This window comes from Leptospira semungkisensis, from assembly GCF_004770055.1.
In the GTDB taxonomy this organism is placed as follows: Bacteria; Spirochaetota; Leptospiria; order Leptospirales; family Leptospiraceae; genus Leptospira_B; species Leptospira_B semungkisensis.
Genome location: NZ_RQEP01000019.1, coordinates 324,596 through 347,752, shown reverse-complemented (window position 1 = coordinate 347,752; position 23,157 = coordinate 324,596). Strand labels below are relative to the sequence as shown.

Genomic DNA, 23,157 nt, shown 5'->3' with positions numbered 1-23,157 from the left:
TTTTGTGAGATAAAAAAAAGGGGGGAAAATCTTAAGCCGGCCGATACGAGAAAGTAGAGGTATCATAATGGCTAAAAGTTCCGCCCTTTCCACACAGCTTTCCCTGGAGGAATCCGCATGGGAACTCTTCGAGACGGGAGCCTATGAGGAGGTGTCGCATCTTGCTGAGAAGAATCCTAAGAATGTTTTCTTAAATCATTTAAGAGCAGTCGGGATCTTCGAGACTGAATCCTCTACCGCGAATAATTTTCTTTTGGACGGAAAGACAGTACTGACTCCTCTTGTAGGAGCATACCTGCATAGAGCCAAAGGAAATACAAAAGAAGCAGCTCTACTATTTCACGAATACTTCAAGGCATCCTCTAGTCCGGTTTCGTACTCTATCTTAAAGACAGGGATCAAGACTTGCGAAGAGATGGGAGCGTACAAGGCTTGTGCCGATCTTATCCAAAGATACAAAGCATTATTCAATGACGGATACTTTTGCCGTTTAGAATTCTTCTCCAATTATCATTTGAGAAAATTCGAAGATGCTTTGAAAACTTTCAAAGAGAATTCCGAGCAGCTAAAAGAAGATAGGGACGTGCTCGCGGCTCTAGGATTATGCTTTGTTCATATAGGAAAATTTGATGAGGCAGTGAATATTCTGGAAAAACTTCCTGGTGCGGGAGAGATCCCAACCTATGAAGAGAAGGTAACGGAATATTCTGATAAGATCAAAGAGATTCCTAAATACGAATCCAGAAGAAAAGAACTGAACAAACAAGAGTTATTAGATCTAGGTTACGCTTACTTATTCTCCGCTTCTTATAAAAAAGCAGAGGAAGTATTTACTTCTCTGGTCGGGCAAGAAGGACAATAACCCTACCTTTCGATAGAGCTTCCCTGGATTTCGGGGAAGCTAAGATCTTCTCCGCATCTTCATTGGAGATTACAAGATCCGCACCTAATTTTCCAGTCATACCCAAGGCAGTAGTAACGAGAGGTTTTACTCCGGCTACTTCTTCTCTCATCGCATCTTTCGGTTTAGAGAAATAACGTATATATCCGTAATTCACAATGGAACTTTTCTTTACGAAGAAGGGAGAGTAGATCCCGATCCCATCCTCGTCCCTGATCTCTGAGAAAAGCGCAGGTTCCACATTCAGATGTCTTGCATCCACTATGAGTCCTGTATAAGAGTCCGCAGGATTTTGGATCGGATAGCTTTCCGGAAATTTTTCTGACGCATACGGAAGAGTGATATGAGTCAATATTCCTTTCTTTCCTTTTAAGGGAAGAATGCCCGTAGCTAAGAGTTTATTTCCAACGAAGCGAGCTTGCACTTCGATCGGATCTTTTTCATAGATCTCTTGGAAGATCTCTCTAAATGCTTCGTCTTCTGCGATCTTTTCTCTCAATAGAAGATTCGAATCCAATTTTAGATTCTCCATTCCTCTATAGAGATATTTTTTGATCTCTTCCTTTGCTGTTTCCTTGGCAATATTGCGGGCTTCGGTCAGATTCTTGGCAGTGCCTTCCTTATTAAAATCAGGATCATCCGGATGAAAGGAAATCTTTGGGAGTTTGACTTCTACAGTTTTGCGGATCTCTCCTGCCTTCCAATCTACTACGGTTTCCGTCTTGTCCTTGGATTCCCAGGCAAGAATGGAAAAACCGAATACGATTGTTCCGATCGGAAAGAGATATTTGATCCTCTGCAAAGTAGAAAGTCTCATGCAACCGCTCCCGATTCGTATTTTGGAAGTTTAGAATATTCTAATTTTAAATCGCTCCAGTCGGAGATCCTTTTTGCAGGAGGAAGAGAGTTGATCAGGTCCTTTCCGTAGGATTTTGTCCAAATACGTGAGTCCAGAAGGCTTACGATGCCTGTATCTCTTTCGGAACGGATCAATCTTCCGAAACCTTGCTTTAATACCGTAGTAGCATAGGGAAGTTGCAGATCCCGGAAAGGATTTCCTCCCTTCTCCTTCAACTTTTCGCTCCTTGCTTCGAGCACCGGATCATTAGGAGGTTGAAAAGGAAGCTTGGTGAGAATGACCGATCTCAATTTATCTCCTCGGATATCCACACCTTGCCAGAAAGTAGAAACTCCGAATAGGACCGCACTGTCTTCTGCTAAGAACTTATTCTTAGCCGCCTCTGGTCCAAGTTCCAATTGAGAAAAGATAGGAAGATCCGTTTGAGGTCGTACCATATCTATGATCTCGTTCAATGATTTATTCGAAGTAAATAATACGAATGTTCCGCCTCGAGTGAGCTCGATCAGTTTGATAATATAGCGGGCAAGATCAGCTGCATTTCTTTCTGCAGATTCCGTTGCGTCCTTCACGTCTTTCGGGAGAAAGAGGAGAGCATTCTTCTCGTATGAAAAAGGAGAAGGAACTAACTTAGATTTCGCAGGAAGATTTCCGATCCGATCACTGAAGTAATTCAGGTTTCCTTGGTTGGTGGCAAGTGTCGCAGAGGTGAATACGATACTTTCTGTTCTAGGTTCTAATATTTCTCTCAGAATGGTTTCTGATTCCAAAGGCTGAGTCAGAAGTTTTGGGAACATCTCTCTTGCTTTTTGGTTCGGAGGATCTGCCCAATAGACTCTTTCTCCCGAATCCATGGTTCTAAAAAGATGCAATCCTTCTGCTACCTGACCGATTCGTCCTGCAGACATTTCTATTTCGAGAGCGATTTCTTTTTCTTCTAGATCATCACTTTCTTTGGAGTATTTTTTAAGTTCGAGAAGAAGCACTTCTTGTAAAGAATCCAAAACGGACTCCAGGTCTCCTCCATCCATCTTCAATGGTTTACGAATTCTTTGGGATCCGTAAAAATTCAGAGGAAGTTCTCCCAGAAGTTTATTAAAACAGACTAAAAGCCTTTCGCTTGCTTGGCTTGTAAGATCATTGATCTTATTCGAATTGAGTCTTGCTCCAAGTCCGGATTTCTTTTGGGAATTCCAAACACCTTGCAATAGTTTTTGGATCTCGATAGAAGAAAGCTCGATCCTAAAAGCGGAACCTAGAACCTCCGGAAAATTGTGAGCCTCGTCTACGATGATCTTTCTAAATTCAGGAAGGATATTGAAATCGGAAGCGATATGTGCAGCAAGCAAGTGATGATTTACTATGAGAAGATTCGACTTCTGCCATTTTGCTCTTTCCAAGAAATAAAAGGAATGTGAGAAGTTAGGGCAACTTCTTCCTAAGCAAGAATCAGCTTCTCTAGTCACCTTCGCCCAAAAATCAGGAGAGGCGAATCCATCGTATTCTTGTCTTCTCCCGGATTCGGAAGAAGAGACCCAGTCCTTAAATGAATTCAGATGTTCCATCATTTCCGGACCAAAGGTTCCTTGGGTAAGAACGTTACTCAGCTTTCTCTTGCAAACGTAATTGGAGGCGCCCATTGCGATCTCCGCTCTTACTTCTTGGCCGAGAATTTGTGAAACTAAAGGAATATCTTTCTTAATGAGCTGGTCTTGGAGAGCCTTAGTCTCCGTGGAGATGATGACAGTTTCTTCTCCTTCTAACGCGCTGATTGCTGCGGGAATAAGATACGCGAGTGATTTTCCGACTCCTGTCCCTGCCTCAACGATCAGATGATTTGCATCCGCAAACGCGCGTTCTACGCTATTTGCCATTTGGATCTGGCCCGGCCTGGATTCGAAATCAGGCCAGAGCTTAGATAACTTTTGGAATTGTTCTTCGACCCTTCCCAAAATTACCTCAGGCGTTCCTTGTCTGGAACAGTTTCACGATGCAGAATAAGGAGAGAAGGGTCACAAGTCCCAAGGATCCCCACATGATAATTGCTCCGTCGAGACTCAGCAGTCCTTCGGCGATCGAAGCGGAACGAGAAGATTGTCCTTTGTCCAAATAAGGGAAAAATATCATGGCGATCCCTAAGAGAAGTATAAAGCCTCCCAAGAACAAAGGAAGTAATTTGTTTTTACTTCTATCTTTTTCGATTACCGATTCTTCCTTTCCTTTTAGGCTGATATGCACTAAAGCATAGACTACAAGGAAGATGGCAATGATCGCAAGAAATACGTAGCGAGAAATTAATGCCTGAAAGGTAGCTTCTTCTGCGCTTGTTCCTGCAGGAGCATGCGCCACCATCCAATCCACGCTCATCTTATTGATATAAGATCCCAGGTTTTGGTAGAGAAACATTCCGAATATAATAAGCAGAAAAGCCGGAGTAACGTATTGGATCACCCACCAAAAGAATCGAGGAAGTCGAGTGTGAGATCCTCTATCACCGTCTTCTAATCCTTTTTTTGCACCGATCACCCAGCCGAAGATTAAGATCTGCAAGGTAGCTAGAATATAGATGAGAACAGTTCCCACCCAGAAATCCGCCTGGTCTAAAGCAGTGAAGTTTTTATTGAAATACAGAATAGGGAAGGAGAGCGCGAATGTAATGATAAACAAAAAGAAACTGGAAGTCTCTCTTCTGATATGAAAGGACTCTTCTAAGAAAACGGTTACAGGTTGGAGCATGGTCACAGAAGAAGTGAGTGCCGCCAAGAATAACACTAGATACCAAAGCGCTCCGAAGATCTGTCCTCCTGGCATCAAAGCAAATACGGAAGGAAGTGCAATGAATCCCATTCCGAATGTCCCAAAGGAAGTAACGGAAACTCCTAAGAAAAGAAATGCGATTGGAATAGTGATCATTCCTCCGAATGCAACTTCTACAAATTCATTCAAAGAGGCTGCAGAAAGAGAAGAAAGGATCACGTCGTTTTCTTTCTTCAAATAACTGGAGAATACGAGTGCGATCCCGAAACCAGCAGACAATGTAAAGAAGATCTGACCTGCAGCAGAGATCCAAACCTTTGCTTCTCCTAAAGAAGACCAGTCCGGATTCCACATCTTAGCCAAACCTGATTCAATCCCGTCCAAGGTGAGAACTCGTACCAAAACAACTGAGGAACATACGAGCATGAGAGGAACAGCAATCTTAGCAAATACTTCTATTCCCTTAGAAAGTCCTCTGTAAACTAAGACAAAGTTCATTAGAAAACATGCAAGTGTTGCGTAAAATATTTTGCCTTTGATTGCGGCTCCATTCTCTCGGGCACCTACAAGTGTTTCGAAATGATCGGATGCCTTAGCGATCAGGCTTGCCTGGTCCGTATAGCCTGCGCCTAGATTGATCTGTCCGGTAAAGAAATCGAAAGCGTAAGCCAAACACCAGGCTTCTACAAAAACATAATATACATAAATGAGAAGAGGAATCGTAACTCCAATGGTTCCCATGAGTCTAAGAGGAACACCGGAAAGAAAGGAACGGAACAGATTCGGAAAGCTATGTCCCTGTTCTCCTCCCATTCGTCCCATCACCCATTCGGTGATGCAAACTGGAATACCAACCAGGATGAAACTGACTATATAAGGAAGAAGGAATGCTCCTCCTCCGTTTTGGACTGCCTGGCCCGGAAATCGCAAGAAATTTCCAAGACCTATGGCGCCGGATGCGACTGTGAGTATGAGTCCTGTACGGGATTTCCAACTTTCCTTGGGCGGATGATTCGACATTAACGTTCCGTAACCGGGGATTTCGGGCTGGCTTCCAGTCCGACGGGCGAGTGGAACTATAATCCCATTGGAACAACTCGTATTGTCAAAACGAATTCCTTTCTAAGATTGGAAAAAGATGGGACATAAAGAACCGAAAATTGTCTCTGACGTTCTGGCAGAAATTTGAGAACATTTTGAAGATCCTCAGTCTAATAGGCAAGTCCGGATGGGACTCTAGATAAGAAAATGAAACTAGATAAAATCACATTAAAGTTAAACGAGGCACTTGCGAGTGCCCAGTCTTCCTACGATAAGAACCCGGAAGTTCAAGAGGAACATATTGTTGCAAAGATCCTAGAACAAGGTGATGGATTCGCTCCTCCTTTATTCTCCAAGCTGGGATTGAATCTGTCGGAGTTCCTACGAAAGACAGAAGAAGCTATCTTGAAACTTCCCAGAGTGGAGGGCGGAGGAGAAAGAAACTTCTCTCGTGGTGGGATAGCGCTCTTACAAAATGCCGACAAGATACGGGCCGAGCTTAAGGACGAATACCTTTCGACGGATCATGTCTTATTAGCTTTCTTGAAAGCGGGAATCTCGGGACTTCGCCAGGAATTCCAAAGATTAGGATTAGATTATCCAAAATTACTGAAAGCAGTATTAGAACTTAGAAAAGGACAACCGATCATGGATGATACTCCGGAAAACAAGGCGGACGCCTTAAAGAAATATGCCAAGAACCTGAACGAACTCGCAAAGCTTGGAAAATTGGATCCTGTGATCGGCAGGGATGAAGAGATACGCAGGACGATTCAAGTACTCTCTCGACGTACTAAGAACAATCCTGTTCTGATCGGAGAGCCAGGTGTTGGAAAAACGGCGATCGTAGAAGGACTCGCAGGCAAGATCATACAAGGAGAAGTTCCGGAGGGGATTAAGACCAAGACCATCTATGCATTGGATCTAGGAGCAATGATCGCCGGAGCCAAGTATAGGGGAGAGTTTGAAGAAAGACTTAAGGCAACCTTAGACGAGGTGAAACACAGCGATGGGAATATCATCCTATTCATAGATGAGATCCACACTCTTGTAGGAGCAGGAGCACAAGAAGGGGCCATGGACGCTTCCAATATGCTCAAGCCTATGCTTGCGAGAGGAGAACTGCGCTGTATCGGTGCGACCACTCTTAAAGAATACCAAAAGTACATTGAAAAGGACGCAGCCTTAGAGAGAAGGTTCCAGCCGGTCTATGTGAAAGAACCTAGCGTAGAAGAAACAGTTACCATTCTACGAGGACTCAAGGATAGATACGAGCTGCATCATGGGATCAAGATCCTGGATTCTGCGATAGTAGCCGCAGCTACTTTATCGAATCGTTATATAGCGGATCGCTTCCTTCCAGATAAGGCAGTGGATTTAATAGACGAAGCCAGTTCCAAGATGAGAATCGAAATGGATTCTATGCCTGAAGAACTGGATCGCCTGAGTAAGAAGATCCAATCCTTGAAAATCGAAAGAGAGGCCTTGAAGAGAGAGACCGATACTGCATCCAAGCAACGCGTGGAAAATATAGTAAAGGAACTATCAGAGCAAGAAGAGACGTTCCGAAATCTAAAGGCGCGCTGGGATTTGGAAAAATCCAAGATCTCCAAGATCAAAGAGATCAAGGAAGAGACGGATAGATATAAACTACTCGAGGCAGAAGCGGAGAGAAGAGGGGAGATCAACCGTGTTGCGGAGATACGTTATGGAAAGTTAGTCGAGCTTTCCAAAGAGATGGAAAAGGCTAACTCCGAATTGAAAAAGATCTCCGGTAGCGGAAGACTTCTGAAAGAAGAAGTGGATGAGGAAGATATCGCGAATATAGTCTCTCGTTGGACAGGCATTCCGGTTTCCAAAATGCTCCAGGGAGAAAAGGCAAAGCTTCTAAAAATGGAAGATTCCCTAAAGAGCAAAGTGATCGGGCAGGATCATGCTTTGGAATTATTATCCGAAGCGATCCGAAGATCCAGAGCAGGGATTGCGGATCCAAATCGTCCGATAGGAACCTTCTTATTCTTAGGACCTACTGGAGTGGGTAAGACTGAGACCGCGAAGGCACTCTCTGAGTTCTTGTTCGATGATGTCAACGCGATGCTTCGGATCGATATGAGCGAGTATATGGAGGCTCATTCCGTATCCAGATTGATCGGCGCGCCTCCGGGTTATATTGGGCATGATGAAGGTGGGCAGTTGACTGAAGCTGTTCGTCGCAGACCCTACTCAGTGATCCTATTCGACGAGGTAGAAAAGGCTCATCCAGAAGTATTCAATATCTTTCTGCAGATCCTGGACGAAGGAAGACTTACTGACAGTAAGGGAAGGAATGTGGACTTCAAGAACACAGTGATTATTCTCACTTCGAATCTAGGATCGGATATCCTAAGTTCGAATGAATACAGCCAAGAAGAGAAGGAAAGAATGGTGGACCAACGTTTGAAGAAACATTTCAAACCTGAATTCCTGAACAGATTGGATGAGGTCATCCTGTTCAAATCAGTAGATGAAACGATGATCTCAAGGATTGCAGAACTTCAATTGGATGTGATGGCGAAGAAGGCCAAAGAGAATGGTCTCGTCGTATCTTACACGGAAGCTTTGAAGCAGTTCGTGGTCCGAGCAGGTTACGATCCGGAATATGGAGCAAGGCCTTTAAAGAGACTGATCCAAAGAGAGATTGGAAATGCGCTCAGCAATTTCATCCTCAAGGGAGAGTTCCAAGAAGGGCAGAAGATCAGCCTCGATTACTCAGGTGGAAGAGTAACCGTAAAATAAAACAAAAAACCCCGGTGAACAGCCGGGGTTTTAATCTAATAGCACATAAAGGGAAAAGAATGTGCAGGATAACGCACGGGGGAATGTCCCCCGTTTTTGGATTAGAATTCTACTTTATGTAGAAACAATTCCTCTTTTTTCATTTTTAGGACCTTAGAGGCCATGCTCTTAAATTCTTCTGGGGGTTCCAATAATCCCAATTCCACTTTAGAGAGGAATGGAGTGGAAACCTTAAGTTTCTTCGCCATATCGTATTGTTTGATTCCCAATTCTCTGCGTTTTGCCCAGAGTTTGTTGGTTAGTCCTTGGCTGAATTCAGGGTAAACTTCTTCTACCGGACTTTCATTAAACAGTTTATCGAGTGTGGTTTTCAAATATTTTGCGCAAGCTTGTCTGAATTTCTCAGTGGGAGCTTGGCTTCCCGTTTCGATCTTGGAAAGGTAGCTAGGGGATACGCCCAAAGCCCTTGCCATATCATATTGTTTGATACCTCGTTTTTTACGAAGCATATAGATGTGGTTGTTCATTCTTTTCCCCTTTTTTACCGTTTTATTAAGCGGTTGCTTTGCCTCAAGAATAAATTTCCATCCAGTGCGTAACACGTATTAGTATAGAAATTTTTTCCAAAACAGGCTTATAGTAAGAGGGATAAGGATAAGAATCAAGCATTTGAACGGAGCAAATATAAAAAATGGCCGTTATGCTATACTACTTTAGAATACATTCAAGTAGGTAGAACGAGGTTCAAGGATAAGTAATTAGGATTATGGTCTAAGAATACCTGAAACAAGTGGGTTCCAGGTATTCTTAATAGAATTGGTTTAGATCTTACCTGGCTTTAGTCTTTCTGCATCCAATATGAATTGGTAGTCTGACTTTAATTTCATCGTAAAATCTCGAACCAAACTTTGCTTCTTAGTTCTAATAAGATCATCTTTGATCCTTTCTCTTACTTCTCCGTAAGGAAGAGGGATTCTGTCTTGAGGATTCGCAGGATTCGGTTTTGCATAAGAGAACATTTTAGCAGCCTCATACTGATCCTTCATCTCTGCTTCAGTAACTGTTACATCATTCGGCAACACTTTCTTGAAGACAAGAGGTTGAACGATGTACAACTTCATTAACTCGTATTCGTCTTGGAAATCCTTAGACTCTAAAGCCTTCTTCAATTCAGGGGAATGATCTGCAATCTTGTACCACAGGTATTGTTGTTTAAAGAATTGTAATACACTCGCCTTATCTTCCAGCTTGGAAGCATCTAATCCGCTAAGTGCTGCGAGTTGTTTTAACTCAGCCACAACATCCTTGTATTTGACTGTTTCGCCGCTCTTGGGGTTTGTAAGAAGAACTGAATCCGGAGTGAAGCTGTTTAGATTGTCTTGGGTTACGACAGCTCTTTCGAATCCGGAGTTTTTGATAATCTCGTTTTCAGCATCGGATACCGCGTTGAATAAGAATCTCTTCTTCATATAATCCTCATAGCGAGGAGCGATATCGTCTACCTTTAGATCTGCATAATATCTTTTCGCGTCTGCTTTAGCCTGCTCCGGTAACCCGGGAGTATTCATGTATTCGGTCGCGATTACTTTCAATTTTCCTAATTCTTTTGCGAAGAATTTAGTTAATCTAGCAGAATAGATCGTTTCTACTTTTTCTACTCTTAAGACTAAAAATTTCTTAGCACGAGGCGCTTTAGGATCTGCATTCGGAGTAGGATCTTGCAATTCCTTAAGGATCCAAGTTCCTTTTTTGTCTGCAGCTTCTTGCGTGATTGCAGAGTTCGGATCAGTTCCGCAATTCAAACATTGAGGCTCTAATAAACCGCCCACTGCTCTGCGTGAAGTTTCGTCGGTGTTTTCGGTTACGAACTTAGCGATCTCTTTTTTAGAGGAAAGCTTTTGAACATTTGCGAGAAGCGTTTCCGCTCTTTGCAGAGTAGCAGCTTCTTCTTTTGGATCAGGAGAAGAGATTAAGATCACTCTTGCGAAGGCGAATTTAAGTTGGCCTTCTTTTTCTAACTTCTCAGCTAGATTCTTTTGTAAGAAGGAAGCAGCCATTTGAGGTTTGGAGTATTTTAGAAAAACGCCAAGTTCTTGCTCGGAAACCAACTTGTTATCCGTATTATACAGATTGATCAATTTGAAAAGTCCCAGTGTTTCTAGGAGTTGGTTTTGTTCTTCTAAGGTAGGATGGCCCGTCTCTTGCTTACGTCCGCCAGTATTCAATTTAAAGAAGCTTCTGAGTTCCTTTCTGGTGACCGTGCCTCCTTTGAAGGAAGCGAGGACGTCTGAGTCCATAGAGCATTGAGTCAATGCAAAGGAAAGTAGGGAGAGTACGATTATCTTTTTGTTCATATTGTTTTATTTTCCGGCTTATTCCAAGGAGATTGGATAAACTAGTATTTATGTATGGTCTTTCGGGCAGGTTGCTGCTTCTTACCTTGGATTTCAACGGATATTTCTCGAGTTAGGCGTTTTTCGTTGTCCTGGTATAAACCTTCTGCGGCTCTTGCACCGGAAGGCAAAGAAGCGGAGTTCCAATCACTGGGAGTCTCCTTGGTTTGTAGAGAAAGCATCTCCTTTCTTTGAGAAGAAAGCTTATTCATCTCTGCGCCAATGGATTCTCTCAAGGATTCGGAATAGTCTCTGTCCGAGGCTATCCTCTCCTTGATCTTTCCGAGTTCAGTTAGGTCCCTATCTATTTCTTCAGTTTTGCGTAATAGATGAGCTACTTTGATTTTCATGAGATCGGATCCGAATGATTAGGCTTCTCTTCCTGATTCTAGGCCCCAGGTCCCTTCTTGCAAGTAGGAAAAATAAAGTCCTAAGCTTAAGATCACGAACTCCTTTCCTGGATGAGTTAAGGATATAAGAAAGAAGAACGTGAAATATAAGAATTTGCTCAAGAATTCGGAGGAACCTTTTTTAAGGACCCAGACCATTCCCAAGTAAAGTAAGACCGACTTGATCCATGAAGGTTCCGAGAGCAGATCCGATTTGTCTTCTCCTATCAAGAAGAATGCTGCAAGATTTGCGATGAGTAAGATCCCATATCGAAATCGTTTTGAAACAGAAGGCAAGAGCTCTAAGGAGAGAAGTGGAAGTAGAAAAGGAGAATATTCCCTTCTTGCAAAAGAGAGCATGCAAGCGATCGCGAGTAGAAGTGTTGCCAGTACTTCTTTGAATGCAGGAAACCTAGCTCCTAAAAAGGAGAAGCCTCCTCCCCAAATCATTCCCGCTAAACTAATACAAATGATATCTAGGATTTCCTCGGGAGAAGAACCATCCCAGAGAGAGATTGCACAGATACAAGCAGGCAAGAGTAAGAAACCGAATCCAGGTCTCAAACTTCTTACGGAATGGAATTGAGAAAGTGCAAGAGTAAGGCAGAGGACTAAAGCCCCGGAGAATGGGAATCCATAGGTTTTGAAAAACAGGAATGTAGAGGTGAAGAATAGAAAAACCATTTGTATCTATTTGGAAATTCCCGTATCCTGACGAATCGGAAAGATATGATCCTCAACGAGATAATCATCTCAACTGAAAAGATAGACAACGTTCAAGTTCTGAAATTACAGGGTTCTATCAACTCCTTTACGGAGAAAAAGTTCAAGGATGCTCTTTCCGTTGCGGTCCGTCAAGGCCCTGTCATTATGGATATGGAAGATGTACATCTAGTGTCTTCGACGGGAGTGCAGGCTTTGAAAGAGGTGAGCCAAACGAGTTTTTCCAGTAAGAACAAACTCGTTCTCGTGAATATTTCCAAGGCAGTCGTTAACGTTTTTAAGATGGCGGGTTTAAACGGCTTTTTTCTAATAGCTAACGACGAAGAAGCGGCCTTAAAGATCGCGTCCAAACGCTGAAAATCGAGATCGGATAAAAGAATGAAATCTGAAAAACCATCCTCCTTTAATTACTTCAGAAAGGCCTGGCATCTATTAGGTTTGATCATTCCTGCCTGTTACTATTTCGACGTGTTCGAAGGCGCCTTCGGTTTAGTTTATGCGACTCGAGCAATCATCACTGCGATCCTGTTAGCTTGTCTTGGGATGCTAGTAATATTAGAATATTCAAGATTCAAGATAGCAGCAGTCCAAAATCTATTTGTGAAAGTTGCTGGTCCTCTTTTAAAAGAAGAAGAGAAATACAGAATCAACGGAACCTTCCCGTATTTTCTTTCCATTACCTTTGTGGTGCTTTTCTTTCCACCAGACATTACGATTCTTTCTTTGCTCTTCTTGGTGATAGGAGATCCGAGTGCTGCTTGGGTAGGAACTCATTTCGGAAAGAATCGATTCTCTAACGGAAAATCTAAGGAAGGGATCGTAGCGTTTATTCTTTCTTCGGCTTTGGTAGGTTTATGGTTTGTTTATATAGTGCAAGCCAATCCACAAGATTTCGGGATCTATCATTTCGGAAGCGGAGCCTTCTTGCAGAATATACTCTTGATCTTGCCTGCAGTGATTGCCGCGGCATTAACTGAATTGTATAGCGGAACATATTGGAATGGAGTGGTGGATGATAATCTACTGATTCCTGTCGTTTCCGCGACGGTTCTAGGTCTACTCGCTTTCTTTATTCTGCAATTGGATCCTAGTTCGATCTTCTTGGATCCTTCTCATATATTCAAAACTATTTAACTAGATCTATTTTTCTGCCGGAAGTACGTGGTACACGAAATCGATCCTGGTTTTCGTGGAACCGCTAATTCCCTTCGCAGACCAAGTGAATTCCAAATCAGTAGGAAAGAGGGAAGTCTCATACGGATATTGGTTTAATCTGTTTTCTCTCTTTTGTTTTTCTTTTACCATGCTTCCAAGATAATTAAAAGAACCGATCCAATCTTCTCCGATCTCGAACCCTTCCATCTTGCCTCGGACTCCCGAGAATTCATACATGGCAAAGTAGGTTTCTTTAATATTCTTTCTTTCTTCAGGACTCATCTTGCGGTTCATTCTGAGAACAAAGCCGGGAGTCTCTCGAGCATGAAAATAGAGATAATTTCCTAGATCTTCCCAGGTTTGAGGCTTTTTGATATTAGGAATATCGACCGAATATTTTTTGTTTAGGGCAGTAGGTTCCTTGCAGATCCCATCCCGAGTAAAATAATCGCAGAGTTCTACTTTGCTGACGGATAAGACTGCAGGCTCACATGCAAAGAAGAGCAGTAGAGACAGAAGTGTAAATGTGGATTTAGCGTTTTTCCAAAGAAGTAACATAAGATTCTCTTAAATTAGTAAAAAAGTATATAACTTCGGGTGTCTTGAAGAACTCGGGAGAATAAGGTTCTGGAATCCATTTTTGACCTTGAAAGGTGTAAATGATCTCCGCAAAAACTCCGTGAAAAAGATAAACCCTGTGCAGATCTTCTTCCAACGAGCCAAGCACTAGATTATAAGGAGTTAAATAACCTGGAAAGATCCGAACCGATTCGTCGGACTTTCGCAGCGCAGTTTGAAATTTAGAACATTCGGTTTGCAGGCTCGGGAGTTCTTCTCTTGAGATCCTTCTCTTTAAGGATAAAATACGAGTGAATCTTCCTAAGGGAGAATCCAAGAAACTCTCAAATTTATGATTCCATTTCGGAAGAGGCTTGGATTCGTAAAGAGTTTGGGAGAAGGAACCTTCTGCCTTTTCTTTCAATCTATAATATACCTCTTCATTCTCGTAAGAAACGATAAGAAAGAAGGAGGCTGGCAGCGGTTTTCTTTGTCTGGGAGAAGAAGGTTTAGGATTCACTTTCGATCCGGGGAATAAGCAGCAAACTATAATCTGGAATCGAAATAATCCAGCAGAATTTTAGTAAGCCAACGTCCATCAGGCAATTCCGGAGTGGAATTGGTCACAAATCCAACATGTCCTCCCTTCTCGGTCAGAATTGTCTTCAGATTCGGAAGCTTCTCCCATTGAATTGAGTTCCATTCGAAAAGAGGAACTACAGGATCATCCTCCGCATGGATAAGAATGCCTGGATGACGAATATTGGGAATAAAGCCGATGCAGGAGTTTGCCTTATAATACTCCATAGCACTCGGATATCCGAAAGAAGGTGCCGTAACCATATCGTCGAAGTCGAAGAATGTACGGACCTTTTTAGAGTCCTCGATCTGCTTTTGGGTCAGATCGATAAGACCTTCTTTCATTTTCTTCTTAAAGCTAGTGATGAAATGATTTCTGTAGAATCTACCAGCTAGGGAGTCTATGAACACGCAATTCTTTGCCAGATCCAAAGGAGGGGAGACTGCAGAGAATGCGAGTGCCTTATGATTTCTGGATTCTCCGAAAAATTTCAGAATGAGATTTGCAGATAAAGAGAAGCCTGAGACGAAAATCTTTCTGCTCAGGGATTCATACATATAGTCTAGAACGTCTTGGACATCCTCGGATTGGCCTGCATAATAGGATTTTCGAGAGAAGCCCCTTCCTCTTCCGCAATTCCTAAGATTCATTCGAATAATCCCGTATCCTCTTTCCAAGGCAGAAGTGGCTAAGGAAACTAGATAGGAACTCTCAGAATCTCCTTCCATTCCATGTATCATTAAAATATAATATCCGTTTGAGGGAGGAGAACTTTTTCTGTAGGAGGAGACAGGAGGATTATGCTCGAGCCAAACTGCATCCCCCGAGCCGTCGGAGAGAGTCAGTAGAATGTCTTCGCAATAATAAGAAGTTCTTAATGGATTTTCAGGTGGAAAGAGAGTGTTGTAGATTGTTTGGGCATGCTTGCCGGAGACAAATCTCCTGGGACGAAAATGAGAGGATTCCATATTACTGTATTTCATTTTCTTTAAAGAACTCTTTCCAATCCTCTAATTGCTCTTGATTCAAGAGTGAGTTCTTATCTAAATACTTTCTAAACTTCTTAAGGAACTCTTTCGCCTTTCCGCGGATTCGAGAATCTTCCGGGAACATATCTTCTAGATAGAAATTCAGAAATTCATCTAATTCGAATCCGGTTAAATCGGAAACTTGGATCTTCTTTCCTTTTTCCTCTTCCGGATTTTCGAATAGAAGTCCTGAGAATTCGAGGAGTAGGGCGGATATTTCTTGGTCGGAATCTTTGACTCCTCCCTGGAAGGTTTCCAGGAAAGAGCGAATTGTTTCTTCTAAGGAAGAGTGTGGGGACAAGGTCGAAGCCTTAGTTGCTAGGCTTCGGGAATTCTATCTTGGTTGCAAGTGAGTCTACGATCCCATATTTGATCGCCTCATCTGCGTCCATATAATAGTCTCTATCCGTATCCTCTTCTAATTTTTCCACAGGATGTCCGCAAGCTTCGGCAAGGATCTGATTGAGTCTTGCTCTGGTCTTCAGGATTTCTTCTGCTTGGATCTTTAGATCGGTTGCGGGAGCTACGATTTGTCCGCCAATACTAGGCTGGTGGATCATCACTTTACCGTTCGGCCAAATGGTCCTTTTTCCTTTTACACCTGCAGCGAGTAGAACGGAACCCATAGAAGCAGCAAGTCCCATGCATACCGTATGCACTGGAGAAGAGATCATTTTCATAGTATCATAAATAGTCAGACCGGAAGTAACTACTCCTCCAGGACTATTGATATAGAAGGTGATCTCTTTTCCTGGATCGGCCATTTCCAAGTATAATAATTTACCTACGATGTCTTTTGCCGATTCATCGGTAACCGCTCCCCAAAGGAAGATCTTACGATGGTCGATGAACTTTTTTGAAATTTTGCTACCAGCGAGTTCTTCGATTACTTCGCTGATTTTTTCTGTCTCGGACATTCTGGCTCCTAAGCACTGCGTTGTTCCAGTTTCTTCCTCCGTAATTTCCTGAAAACTCCAATAAATACGAAAGCTACAAAGGAAACGTAAAAAAAGCGAAGCAACTGGATGGGAGGGACGGGAAGATCCCGATCCGCTCTCAAAGCTATTAGACGGGAAGCAAGTACCGGACGGTTCTCCGTTTTAGGTTCCGGTTCCCTGAATTTGATGATTTGAGCGTTCTCTGAAAGAAGATAGTATTTGCGGGCTTCCTTCTCCAAGGCGACCTTATCGTCTCGGAGAAGTTTCTGTCTTTCTTCTAATTGTCTGTTCTCATACTCCAATCTCTCCACATCTAAGCGTAGACTGGAAAGACTGGTCTCTAAGCTGGATCTCACAACAAGCCCTGACTCTCCAAGTACGGTGAAGTAAAACATTCCCGATAAGAAGAGTAAAAGTAGGAAGAGTCTGTTTGCGAGATTCATGCCCATAAGAGTTTAAAGATTATAGAATGTATTTCTCCCTTTGTAAACCGCAGAAGAGCCTAATTCTTCTTCGATTCTTAAAAGTTCGTTATATTTCGCAATCCTGTCAGTTCTAGAAAGAGAGCCAGTTTTGATCTGCCCTGCATTCGTTCCGACTGCGATATGAGAAATAGTCACGTCCTCAGTTTCTCCCGATCTATGGCTGATCACATTCGTATATTTGGCCTTTTTAGCCATATCGATGGATGCCAATGTCTCGGAGAGACTTCCGATCTGGTTTACCTTAATCAGGATCGAGTTACCAACCCCAGAAGAAATACCTTGGGAGAGCTTTTCAATATTCGTAACGAATAGATCGTCTCCAACCAACTGGATTCTTTTGCCCAATTTCTCACTCAAAAGTTTCCAGCCGTCCCAGTCGTTCTCGTCCAGACCGTCTTCAATAGTAATGATCGGATACTTTGAGACTAGATTTGAATAGTATTCTACTAATTCCGCGCTGGTGAATTCTTTATTTCCTTCCCCGCCCAGAACGTACTTTTTCTTGGATTTGTCGAAGAATTCGGAAGAAGCAGCATCTAATCCGAGCAATACGTCTTTTTCAGGCTTATAGCCCGCTTTTTCGATGGCTTGGAGGATGACTTCGAGACCTTCTACGTTACTGGAAAGATCCGGAGCAAAGCCTCCCTCGTCACCGACTGCAGTATTGAGTTTTTTGGATTTCAGAACCGCTTTTAGGGAATGGAATACTTCAGCTCCGATGCGAAGAGCTTCCTTGAAATTAGGAGCTCCTACAGGAAGGATCATAAATTCCTGAAAGTCCACGTTATTGTCTGCGTGAGCTCCTCCGTTGATGATATTCATCATCGGAACTGGAAGTTCTTTCGCGAAGTTTCCACCAATATAACGGTAGAGGGGAAGCTTGGCGTGAGCCGCCGCTGCCTTTGCTGTCGCAAGAGAGGTTCCTAGGATCGCATTCGCTCCTAGTTTGGCTTTGTTCTTTGTCCCGTCCTTGTCCAACATCAGGAAGTCGATGCGATTCTGGTCCAAAGCATCTTCTCCGATCAATAGGTCCTTGATCTTGATGTTTACGTGTTCGACCGCTTTGAGAACTCCCTTGCCTAAATAGCGGGATTTATCTCCGTCTCTCAATTCAACTGCTTCGTATTCTCCTGTAGAAGCTCCAGAAGGAACTGCGGCTCTACCGAAGGAGCCGTCTTCGAGTTGAACATCCACTTCTACAGTGGGGTTTCCACGCGAATCCATGATTTCGCGGGCGCGGATCGCCGAGATTTTGGAAGATTTGGACATGTTGTTTCCTATGATACCTATCTCTTATAGATTTTTCCTGAAATCCTTTTGTTACGGGGAAATAAATCAAGCGGGAAAAGGACCAAAAAACGATTGCCGCCCCCGAGTTTGCAGATAGAAATCCCCCAATGAAAACGACTGAGAAGCATACTATATTATTCCATCTAGCGTTCGCAATACTATGTATCATAGTTTTACTTCTTCCTATTCAGGCGACAAGCGGGTGGAGATTGTTTTTTCTCGTTCTAGTTTACAATATATCTTTGCCGATCGTTGCACAGATTGCAAAGCACGATCGATGGACCGATATTTTTCTCTTTGTACTACCATTAAGTATTCTACAGGTTGTGCCGGATTGGTTCCTTTCCAAGGTGCTTGGTATACTTGTATTTTCTCCCGATGGCTTCTATAAGATAGGAACTGTTTCCGCTTATATGGCGGGGCTTTGGACTATTCCATTATTCTTAATTATATTTTCTGCTACTAGATTTACGAAACGTTATCCGGAAGCTAACTCGATCTCCAAGTATGCGGTTGCGGGTGGGGTTGCGTTTTTATTATTCGCACTCTCAGAAGAGGCATCGATTTTTATTCCGATCTGGTATGCTCAAAATGTTTCTATGTTAGGACATATAGCGATCTACGTTCTATTTCCTGAATTTCTGTTAGGAGTATTCGCAACCTTTGCGTATTTCCGCACGGAGCATAAACCATTTCGTTCAAAGCTCCTTTGGGCAGGAGCCACAATGTTTGTATATTTAGGCTCACTTTCCTTTAGCTATCTATTTATAGAAGGCGTTTGGAAGTAAGGGAAGGCGAATATGCAGGTCCTTACAAATCCTTCGCAGATCAAGGATTTAAAAGAAACTCGAAATCCGAATCTACTCTATCTTCCTCCTGAATTCAAAGCCGAAACAGGAATAGAAAGGAATTCTTCTTATACCCTCCAAAAAGAATTTACGGTAGAAGGGAAAGCCACCTTCGAGAATAAACCGAGTAAGGTTTCCGTTTCTCCTGCAAAGAACGGAAAGTCTTCCTTCTCCTGGCAGGGAAATAAATACGATCTTGATCCAGAAAAATGTATTAAAGGAAATCATAATATACAGCTTGGAGAAGTTAAGGTTATCGAACATCCTTTGGCTTGGATGCTTGCATTTGGTCTATATGCGGATTTTTCCTTAGAAGAAGCGAGTCTTCCTACCTTCGATTATTGCGATCGTGTGTATATGGAGGGAGCCAAGGCCAATCTAAAACAGGTCGGAAATAGAAAGCCTATCTTTGTCTCTTCTCCGTTTGCTCTCGTCTGGGAAAAAGGATATTGCATTTTAGAGCCAGAGGATCATGACAAATTGATAATAGATCATCAGGTGTCGTATCCTGGAGAGACTGTTGGAAATTCTAGAATAGAAATGGAATTCAACTCGGAAACTTTTTCCTTCTTTGGAGATGCGCGCACTACTGCCTTTAGAAATAAGAAGGATGCCGAGAATTTCTATCAGATCGGACTTGCTGGAGGTCTTAAGGATTATCCGTTTACTCTAGAAAATGTTCTCTTGCTAGACGAGGATAAGATCTATAATCCAAGAGAAAAATTTTTGGATGCCAAGTCGGGTTATAACTATGAATTTCTCTGTCACGAGATCATCGATATCGTTTCCTGGCTTCGCTTTGCAGAAGAGGAATATGAGGGAAGATTTGTAGGAAGGATGACTACTTTTCTTTTCGATCATCACAAACAAATAGATATCGCTCAGTTTGTATGTAACCGGGAGAATTTGGAAAAAAATGGGATCTCTATCCTTAGCTAAGTGTTCAAGAAGGTAAGAGACGCGTGAATCCTACTTCTCCAAAAATCCTTGGAAATAAATTCTGGAGCCTAAAACTAGTTGTAAATTGAAGAGTTTTCTCGAAAATTTCAAATTGCGAATCATTACATTTTAAAAGAGGTTTTAAGATGCGGGTAAAAATCCTAGCAGTCGCGTCGTTTTTCTATTTTCTCGCAAATTGCGCGGTAGCCAACCAAACGGGAGCCACAGATCGTTATAAGGGAAGTGTGGCTAAGACCAAGATCCAAGAGGCTGCCACTACCGGAGCTGCCTTGTATGCCGTTGCGGCTCAGGATGCAAGTGGGGCTACTTATATCAATAATATTGTTCTTCCACCTATCTTAGCAAATTTCACTCCGACTGAATACTATGCAAAGGCAGATGTAGATTCATGTGCCGAAGAGATTAAGAATTTTGCGGCATTGGGAGTTCGCCCGGTTGTTACAGTGCTTTTCGGCACATGCACAAATATCCAGCCGGACGGTCTAGTCACTCAGAAGATCTAAGGTCTTCTTAATCATGCCAAACTTGCTCCGAGGGCTTTCCAGAGAGCAAGTTGTTTCGCTTTCTTATCAGTATAAAAGGCTTTTCAGTGGGGGTTTCCCCACGGAATTTGTTTTTAACAATGTCTGATCGCCAGAAATTCATCCGTAATTTTTCCATTATTGCCCATATCGACCACGGGAAGTCCACTCTTGCGGATCGACTCTTGGAAATCGGCCGGATCACGGACGATAGGACCAAGAAGGATCAGATCCTCGACTCCATGGATATAGAAAGGGAGAGAGGGATCACAATTAAGGCGAATAACGCCACCTTCAATTATCTGGCTGCGGACGGAAATACATACACGATGAATCTCATCGACACGCCGGGGCACGTGGACTTTACATACGAAGTTTCTCGCTCTTTAAAGGCATGTGAGGGAGTTCTACTCATAGTGGATGCGAGCCAAGGAGTGGAGGCTCAGACTTTAGCGAACTTATACCTGGCCATGGAACAAGATCTGGCCATTATTCCAGTAATGAATAAGGTCGACCTTCCCGCAGCGGATGTTGAAAAGACCAAGCTTCAGATCGAAGACAGTTTGGGACTGGATGCGGAGAATGCTGTAGCGATCTCTGCAAAGACAGGGTTAAACGTGCAAGCTGTTCTCGAAGAGATCACAAGACAGATTCCTTCGCCTTCCGGAGATCCTAAGGGGCCGCTGAAAGCATTAATCTATGATTCTTATTTCGATCCTTATATGGGAGTGGTGATCAAGATCCGCGTTTTTGACGGAACGGTGAAGAAGGGAGATCGCATCCTTCTCATGAGTAGCCAAAAAGATTTCACTGTGAACGAAGTAGGGATCAAAGGCATCAGTTTGACTCCGACCGATTCCTTAACTGCGGGCGAAGTAGGTTATATTATAGCGGGTATCAAGAAGGTATCCGACGCGAGAACGGGAGATACTGTAACTCTGTTCTCTAATCCGAGTAAAGACGCTGTTCCTGGTTATAAAGATGCAAAGCCAATGGTGTTTGCAGGACTCTTTCCGATCGCAGGAGAGCAGTTCGAAGAGTTAGTAGATGCAATCGAAAAGATGAAACTGAATGACGCAGCACTTGTCTATGAAAAGGAAAGTTCTGCGGCCCTAGGTTTCGGATTTAGGGTAGGGTATCTAGGACTACTGCATATGGAGATCGTGCAGGAAAGATTGGAGAGAGAATTCAATCTTGACCTGATTACTACGGCGCCTTCCGTTAAATATACAATCCGAATGAAAAACGGAGAAGTTATAGATATAGATAACCCTTCCAAATTCCCGGACCCAGTGTTTATCGAAGCAACGGAAGAACCGTATGTAAAAGCTTCTATCATCACTCCGAACGAATATGTAGGAAATATCATGACTCTCGCAATCGAGAAGAGGGGAGTTCAATTAGATACCGTTTATCTTTCTCAGGATAAGGTGCAGTTGACCTACGAGATCCCTCTCGCAGAGCTTATTTTCGAATTTTATGATAAACTCAAGTCTTTGACCAGAGGATATGCTTCTTTGGATTATGAACCTTGTGGCTATAAGGCTTCTCGCCTTGTTAAGATGGATATTCTTGTGAACGGAGAATCTGTGGATGCTCTTTCCATGATTGTTCATACATCCAAAGCGGAGTCTAGAGGAAGGGAGATCATAGAAAAGCTAAAAGAGATCATTCCCCGCCACCAATTCATGATCCCCATCCAAGCTGCAGTCGGAGGAAAGATCCTCGCGAGAGAAAGTATCTCTGCACTGCGCAAGAATGTAACCGCCAAATGCTACGGCGGGGACATCACTCGTAAGAAAAAGCTATTAGAGAAACAGAAAGAAGGAAAGAAGAGGATGAAGCAGATCGGAAATGTGGAAATTCCTCAAGAGGCCTTCCTCGCAGTCTTAAAGACCGGAGACTGATCTTTTGCTCCCCGGTGTTTTGCGTATCGGCAAGACACGGATTGATCCGGTTGTTCGAACCGATTCCTACGAAATCCATATCAAACGAGACGATAGGATCTTTTTTTCTCAGGGAACAAAGATCCGCAAACTTTTCGGAATCTATGAAAGTCTTTTGCCTTCGATCGAGTCCGGTCTCTGCAAGAAAGTCCTCCTTCAGGGGAATTTACATTCCAATGCTATTCTAGCAGGTGTGCTGTTCTTTCGGCATGTCGGAGTTCCTACAAAAGTCCTCGGATATTCTCGTGATGGGAACCTTGTTTCTCCGGCTTCACTTGTTGCGAGGCGATTTAGCGAACTGGAGCTCTACCCAAGCAGGAAAGAATGGGAGAGGGCTGTCGAAGATACTACAAAAGTTTCTCTTTCCCTCAATCAACTTCATCTGAATGAAAATTCCACAGACAATGCTGCTCGGAATTTGGATCGTACATCACTCGAATCTAAACTGAGTACGCGGAATTTAAATTCCACACCGTCCAGATGGGATGACAAAGCTGAAAATCCAAATTCATCGGGAGATCTCCTTCTTCCGGAATACTTCTTCTGCCAAGAATCCTTGAACGGACTTTCTTCGCTCTGGGAAGAGATTGATCCGAATTCTTTCGATCATGTCGTATTGGATGTCGGTTCCGGACTGACCTGGCTTTCTGCAATCCTTTGGGGAAAGCTTCCTATAACTGGGATATGCCTGGGGTTGAATCGGGAGAAGACTGTCCTTTGGCTCCAAGAGAATTTGTCGTCACTTCGACAAACACTTCCTTCACTCGCTTGGAATTCATTGGTAGAACCAAAAGATAAGCTTCGTCTTTCCTTCTCCTTTGGAAAGAAAGATGGGTTTTGGGAAGAGAAGGCAAGAGAATACGAAAGAAAATTCGGGATCTACCTGGAGCCTATCTACTCTGCTAAGACATTTTCCGTTTTGGAAGAAATGGCAAAGTCAGACGAGCTAAATGGTAGGATCTTGTACGTCTACCAAGGCGGGATCTTGCAAGGAATGAACCTATAAAAAA

Annotated in this window: 23 protein-coding genes; 9 read left to right on the top strand and 14 right to left on the bottom strand. The window is 43.0% G+C overall.

Annotated elements, in window-relative coordinates; translation table 11 throughout:
* Nucleotides 1-67 precede the first annotated feature (67 nt).
* Nucleotides 68-862 carry a tetratricopeptide repeat protein gene (locus EHO59_RS16010; protein WP_135589456.1) on the top strand — a complete coding sequence of 265 codons (795 nt, stop codon included), beginning with the start codon at nucleotides 68-70 and terminating at the stop codon, nucleotides 860-862.
* Here EHO59_RS16010 and EHO59_RS16005 read toward each other — a convergent pair.
* From EHO59_RS16005 to EHO59_RS15995, 3 genes are read right to left on the bottom strand one after another with little or no spacing between them, the layout of a single operon-like run.
* Nucleotides 831-1,718: a hypothetical protein gene (locus tag EHO59_RS16005; RefSeq protein ID WP_135589455.1), complete on the bottom strand. Its 888-nt coding sequence runs from the start codon at nucleotides 1,716-1,718 to the stop codon at nucleotides 831-833. The two genes, EHO59_RS16010 and EHO59_RS16005, sit on opposite strands and share 32 nt — an antisense overlap.
* On the bottom strand, nucleotides 1,715-3,712 hold the full coding sequence (locus EHO59_RS16000; protein ID WP_135589454.1) for an ATP-dependent DNA helicase: 1,998 nt from the start codon (nucleotides 3,710-3,712) through the stop codon (nucleotides 1,715-1,717). The genes EHO59_RS16005 and EHO59_RS16000 overlap by 4 nt, the downstream gene beginning before the upstream one ends.
* 7 nt (nucleotides 3,713-3,719) lie before the next feature.
* Nucleotides 3,720-5,537, bottom strand: a complete 1,818-nt coding sequence (locus EHO59_RS15995) for a sodium-dependent transporter (RefSeq protein WP_135589453.1) — start codon at nucleotides 5,535-5,537, stop codon at nucleotides 3,720-3,722.
* 228 nt (nucleotides 5,538-5,765) lie between these two features.
* Between EHO59_RS15995 and clpB the strand changes: the two genes are divergently transcribed.
* Entirely contained in the window at nucleotides 5,766-8,333 is a 2,568-nt protein-coding gene (gene clpB, locus EHO59_RS15990) for an ATP-dependent chaperone ClpB (protein ID WP_135589452.1), read from the top strand.
* Nucleotides 8,334-8,434: 101 nt separating this feature from the next.
* Here the strand turns inward: clpB and EHO59_RS15985 are convergent, their stop codons facing one another.
* The 4 genes from EHO59_RS15985 to EHO59_RS15970 form a co-directional block, all read right to left on the bottom strand.
* A complete protein-coding gene (locus EHO59_RS15985) occupies nucleotides 8,435-8,842 on the bottom strand; it encodes a helix-turn-helix domain-containing protein (protein ID WP_016544245.1) in 408 nt (135 codons plus the stop codon).
* Between the two features lie 312 nt (nucleotides 8,843-9,154).
* On the bottom strand, nucleotides 9,155-10,687 hold the full coding sequence (locus tag EHO59_RS15980) for an LIC12015 family putative lipoprotein (RefSeq protein ID WP_135589451.1): 1,533 nt from the start codon (nucleotides 10,685-10,687) through the stop codon (nucleotides 9,155-9,157).
* A 41-nt stretch (nucleotides 10,688-10,728) separates the two neighbouring features.
* The gene (locus tag EHO59_RS15975; RefSeq protein ID WP_135589450.1) at nucleotides 10,729-11,076 is read right to left on the bottom strand and encodes a hypothetical protein; all 348 of its coding nucleotides are present in this window, start codon (nucleotides 11,074-11,076) and stop codon (nucleotides 10,729-10,731) included.
* A gap of 18 nt (nucleotides 11,077-11,094) precedes the next feature.
* Entirely contained in the window at nucleotides 11,095-11,799 is a 705-nt protein-coding gene (locus tag EHO59_RS15970; RefSeq protein ID WP_135589449.1) for a hypothetical protein, read from the bottom strand.
* Between the two features lie 45 nt (nucleotides 11,800-11,844).
* On the opposite strand from EHO59_RS15970, the gene EHO59_RS15965 reads away from it, so the two are divergent.
* Together EHO59_RS15965 and EHO59_RS15960 are read left to right on the top strand one after the other, a co-directional pair.
* The gene (locus tag EHO59_RS15965) at nucleotides 11,845-12,195 is read left to right on the top strand and encodes an STAS domain-containing protein (protein ID WP_135589448.1); all 351 of its coding nucleotides are present in this window, start codon (nucleotides 11,845-11,847) and stop codon (nucleotides 12,193-12,195) included.
* Between the two features lie 21 nt (nucleotides 12,196-12,216).
* On the top strand, nucleotides 12,217-12,972 hold the full coding sequence (locus tag EHO59_RS15960) for a diacylglycerol/polyprenol kinase family protein (protein ID WP_135589447.1): 756 nt from the start codon (nucleotides 12,217-12,219) through the stop codon (nucleotides 12,970-12,972).
* Nucleotides 12,973-12,978: 6 nt separating this feature from the next.
* On the opposite strand, the gene lcpA is transcribed toward EHO59_RS15960, so the two are convergent.
* The 7 genes from lcpA to eno are packed head-to-tail and all read right to left on the bottom strand — an operon-like array spanning nucleotide 12,979 to nucleotide 17,851.
* Nucleotides 12,979-13,551: a complement regulator-acquiring protein LcpA gene (gene lcpA, locus EHO59_RS15955; protein WP_135589446.1), complete on the bottom strand. Its 573-nt coding sequence runs from the start codon at nucleotides 13,549-13,551 to the stop codon at nucleotides 12,979-12,981.
* Nucleotides 13,526-14,071 (bottom strand): DUF4416 family protein, encoded by a 546-nt coding sequence (locus tag EHO59_RS15950; RefSeq protein WP_135589445.1) that lies wholly within the window; start codon nucleotides 14,069-14,071, stop codon nucleotides 13,526-13,528. Before EHO59_RS15950 ends, lcpA begins: the two co-directional genes overlap by 26 nt.
* Before the next feature lie 26 nt (nucleotides 14,072-14,097).
* Complete coding sequence (locus EHO59_RS15945; RefSeq protein WP_135589444.1) at nucleotides 14,098-15,099, bottom strand: YheT family hydrolase; 1,002 nt, start codon at nucleotides 15,097-15,099, stop codon at nucleotides 14,098-14,100.
* Between the two features lies 1 nt (nucleotide 15,100).
* Entirely contained in the window at nucleotides 15,101-15,460 is a 360-nt protein-coding gene (locus EHO59_RS15940; RefSeq protein ID WP_135589443.1) for a hypothetical protein, read from the bottom strand.
* Between the two features lie 10 nt (nucleotides 15,461-15,470).
* Nucleotides 15,471-16,076, bottom strand: coding sequence for a ClpP family protease (locus EHO59_RS15935; protein WP_135589442.1), 606 nt, complete (start codon nucleotides 16,074-16,076; stop codon nucleotides 15,471-15,473).
* An 8-nt stretch (nucleotides 16,077-16,084) separates the two neighbouring features.
* Nucleotides 16,085-16,546, bottom strand: a complete 462-nt coding sequence (locus tag EHO59_RS15930) for a septum formation initiator family protein (protein WP_210409998.1) — start codon at nucleotides 16,544-16,546, stop codon at nucleotides 16,085-16,087.
* A 6-nt stretch (nucleotides 16,547-16,552) separates the two neighbouring features.
* Nucleotides 16,553-17,851, bottom strand: coding sequence for a phosphopyruvate hydratase (gene eno / locus EHO59_RS15925; RefSeq protein ID WP_135589441.1), 1,299 nt, complete (start codon nucleotides 17,849-17,851; stop codon nucleotides 16,553-16,555).
* A gap of 128 nt (nucleotides 17,852-17,979) precedes the next feature.
* Between eno and EHO59_RS15920 the strand changes: the two genes are divergently transcribed.
* The 5 genes from EHO59_RS15920 (at nucleotide 17,980) to EHO59_RS15900 (ending at nucleotide 23,153) form a co-directional block, all read left to right on the top strand.
* Nucleotides 17,980-18,660 carry a DUF6989 domain-containing protein gene (locus tag EHO59_RS15920; protein ID WP_135589440.1) on the top strand — a complete coding sequence of 227 codons (681 nt, stop codon included), beginning with the start codon at nucleotides 17,980-17,982 and terminating at the stop codon, nucleotides 18,658-18,660.
* 12 nt (nucleotides 18,661-18,672) lie between these two features.
* Nucleotides 18,673-19,659: a UDP-3-O-acyl-N-acetylglucosamine deacetylase gene (locus EHO59_RS15915; RefSeq protein WP_135589439.1), complete on the top strand. Its 987-nt coding sequence runs from the start codon at nucleotides 18,673-18,675 to the stop codon at nucleotides 19,657-19,659.
* A 146-nt stretch (nucleotides 19,660-19,805) separates the two neighbouring features.
* On the top strand, nucleotides 19,806-20,183 hold the full coding sequence (locus tag EHO59_RS15910; protein ID WP_135589438.1) for a TIGR04452 family lipoprotein: 378 nt from the start codon (nucleotides 19,806-19,808) through the stop codon (nucleotides 20,181-20,183).
* A gap of 119 nt (nucleotides 20,184-20,302) precedes the next feature.
* Nucleotides 20,303-22,108, top strand: coding sequence for a translation elongation factor 4 (lepA, locus tag EHO59_RS15905; RefSeq protein ID WP_135589437.1), 1,806 nt, complete (start codon nucleotides 20,303-20,305; stop codon nucleotides 22,106-22,108).
* 4 nt (nucleotides 22,109-22,112) lie between these two features.
* Nucleotides 22,113-23,153 (top strand): 1-aminocyclopropane-1-carboxylate deaminase, encoded by a 1,041-nt coding sequence (locus EHO59_RS15900; RefSeq protein ID WP_135589436.1) that lies wholly within the window; start codon nucleotides 22,113-22,115, stop codon nucleotides 23,151-23,153.
* Nucleotides 23,154-23,157: the final 4 nt, after the last annotated feature.

Excerpts from the sequence above, each read along its gene's own strand:
- EHO59_RS16010 (WP_135589456.1), top strand. The coding sequence starts at position 68 with ATGGCTAAAAGTTCCGCCCTTTCCACACAGCTTTCCCTGGAGGAATCC.
- EHO59_RS16005 (WP_135589455.1), bottom strand. The coding sequence starts at position 1,718 with ATGAGACTTTCTACTTTGCAGAGGATCAAATATCTCTTTCCGATCGGA.
- EHO59_RS15995 (WP_135589453.1), bottom strand. The coding sequence starts at position 5,537 with ATGTCGAATCATCCGCCCAAGGAAAGTTGGAAATCCCGTACAGGACTC.
- clpB (WP_135589452.1), top strand. The coding sequence starts at position 5,766 with ATGAAACTAGATAAAATCACATTAAAGTTAAACGAGGCACTTGCGAGT.
- EHO59_RS15985 (WP_016544245.1), bottom strand. The coding sequence starts at position 8,842 with ATGCTTCGTAAAAAACGAGGTATCAAACAATATGATATGGCAAGGGCT.
- EHO59_RS15980 (WP_135589451.1), bottom strand. The coding sequence starts at position 10,687 with ATGAACAAAAAGATAATCGTACTCTCCCTACTTTCCTTTGCATTGACT.
- EHO59_RS15975 (WP_135589450.1), bottom strand. The coding sequence starts at position 11,076 with ATGAAAATCAAAGTAGCTCATCTATTACGCAAAACTGAAGAAATAGAT.
- EHO59_RS15970 (WP_135589449.1), bottom strand. The coding sequence starts at position 11,799 with ATGGTTTTTCTATTCTTCACCTCTACATTCCTGTTTTTCAAAACCTAT.
- EHO59_RS15965 (WP_135589448.1), top strand. The coding sequence starts at position 11,845 with ATGATCCTCAACGAGATAATCATCTCAACTGAAAAGATAGACAACGTT.
- EHO59_RS15960 (WP_135589447.1), top strand. The coding sequence starts at position 12,217 with ATGAAATCTGAAAAACCATCCTCCTTTAATTACTTCAGAAAGGCCTGG.
- lcpA (WP_135589446.1), bottom strand. The coding sequence starts at position 13,551 with ATGTTACTTCTTTGGAAAAACGCTAAATCCACATTTACACTTCTGTCT.
- EHO59_RS15945 (WP_135589444.1), bottom strand. The coding sequence starts at position 15,099 with ATGGAATCCTCTCATTTTCGTCCCAGGAGATTTGTCTCCGGCAAGCAT.
- EHO59_RS15935 (WP_135589442.1), bottom strand. The coding sequence starts at position 16,076 with ATGTCCGAGACAGAAAAAATCAGCGAAGTAATCGAAGAACTCGCTGGT.
- EHO59_RS15930 (WP_210409998.1), bottom strand. The coding sequence starts at position 16,546 with ATGGGCATGAATCTCGCAAACAGACTCTTCCTACTTTTACTCTTCTTA.
- eno (WP_135589441.1), bottom strand. The coding sequence starts at position 17,851 with ATGTCCAAATCTTCCAAAATCTCGGCGATCCGCGCCCGCGAAATCATG.
- EHO59_RS15920 (WP_135589440.1), top strand. The coding sequence starts at position 17,980 with ATGAAAACGACTGAGAAGCATACTATATTATTCCATCTAGCGTTCGCA.
- EHO59_RS15915 (WP_135589439.1), top strand. The coding sequence starts at position 18,673 with ATGCAGGTCCTTACAAATCCTTCGCAGATCAAGGATTTAAAAGAAACT.
- EHO59_RS15910 (WP_135589438.1), top strand. The coding sequence starts at position 19,806 with ATGCGGGTAAAAATCCTAGCAGTCGCGTCGTTTTTCTATTTTCTCGCA.
- lepA (WP_135589437.1), top strand. The coding sequence starts at position 20,303 with ATGTCTGATCGCCAGAAATTCATCCGTAATTTTTCCATTATTGCCCAT.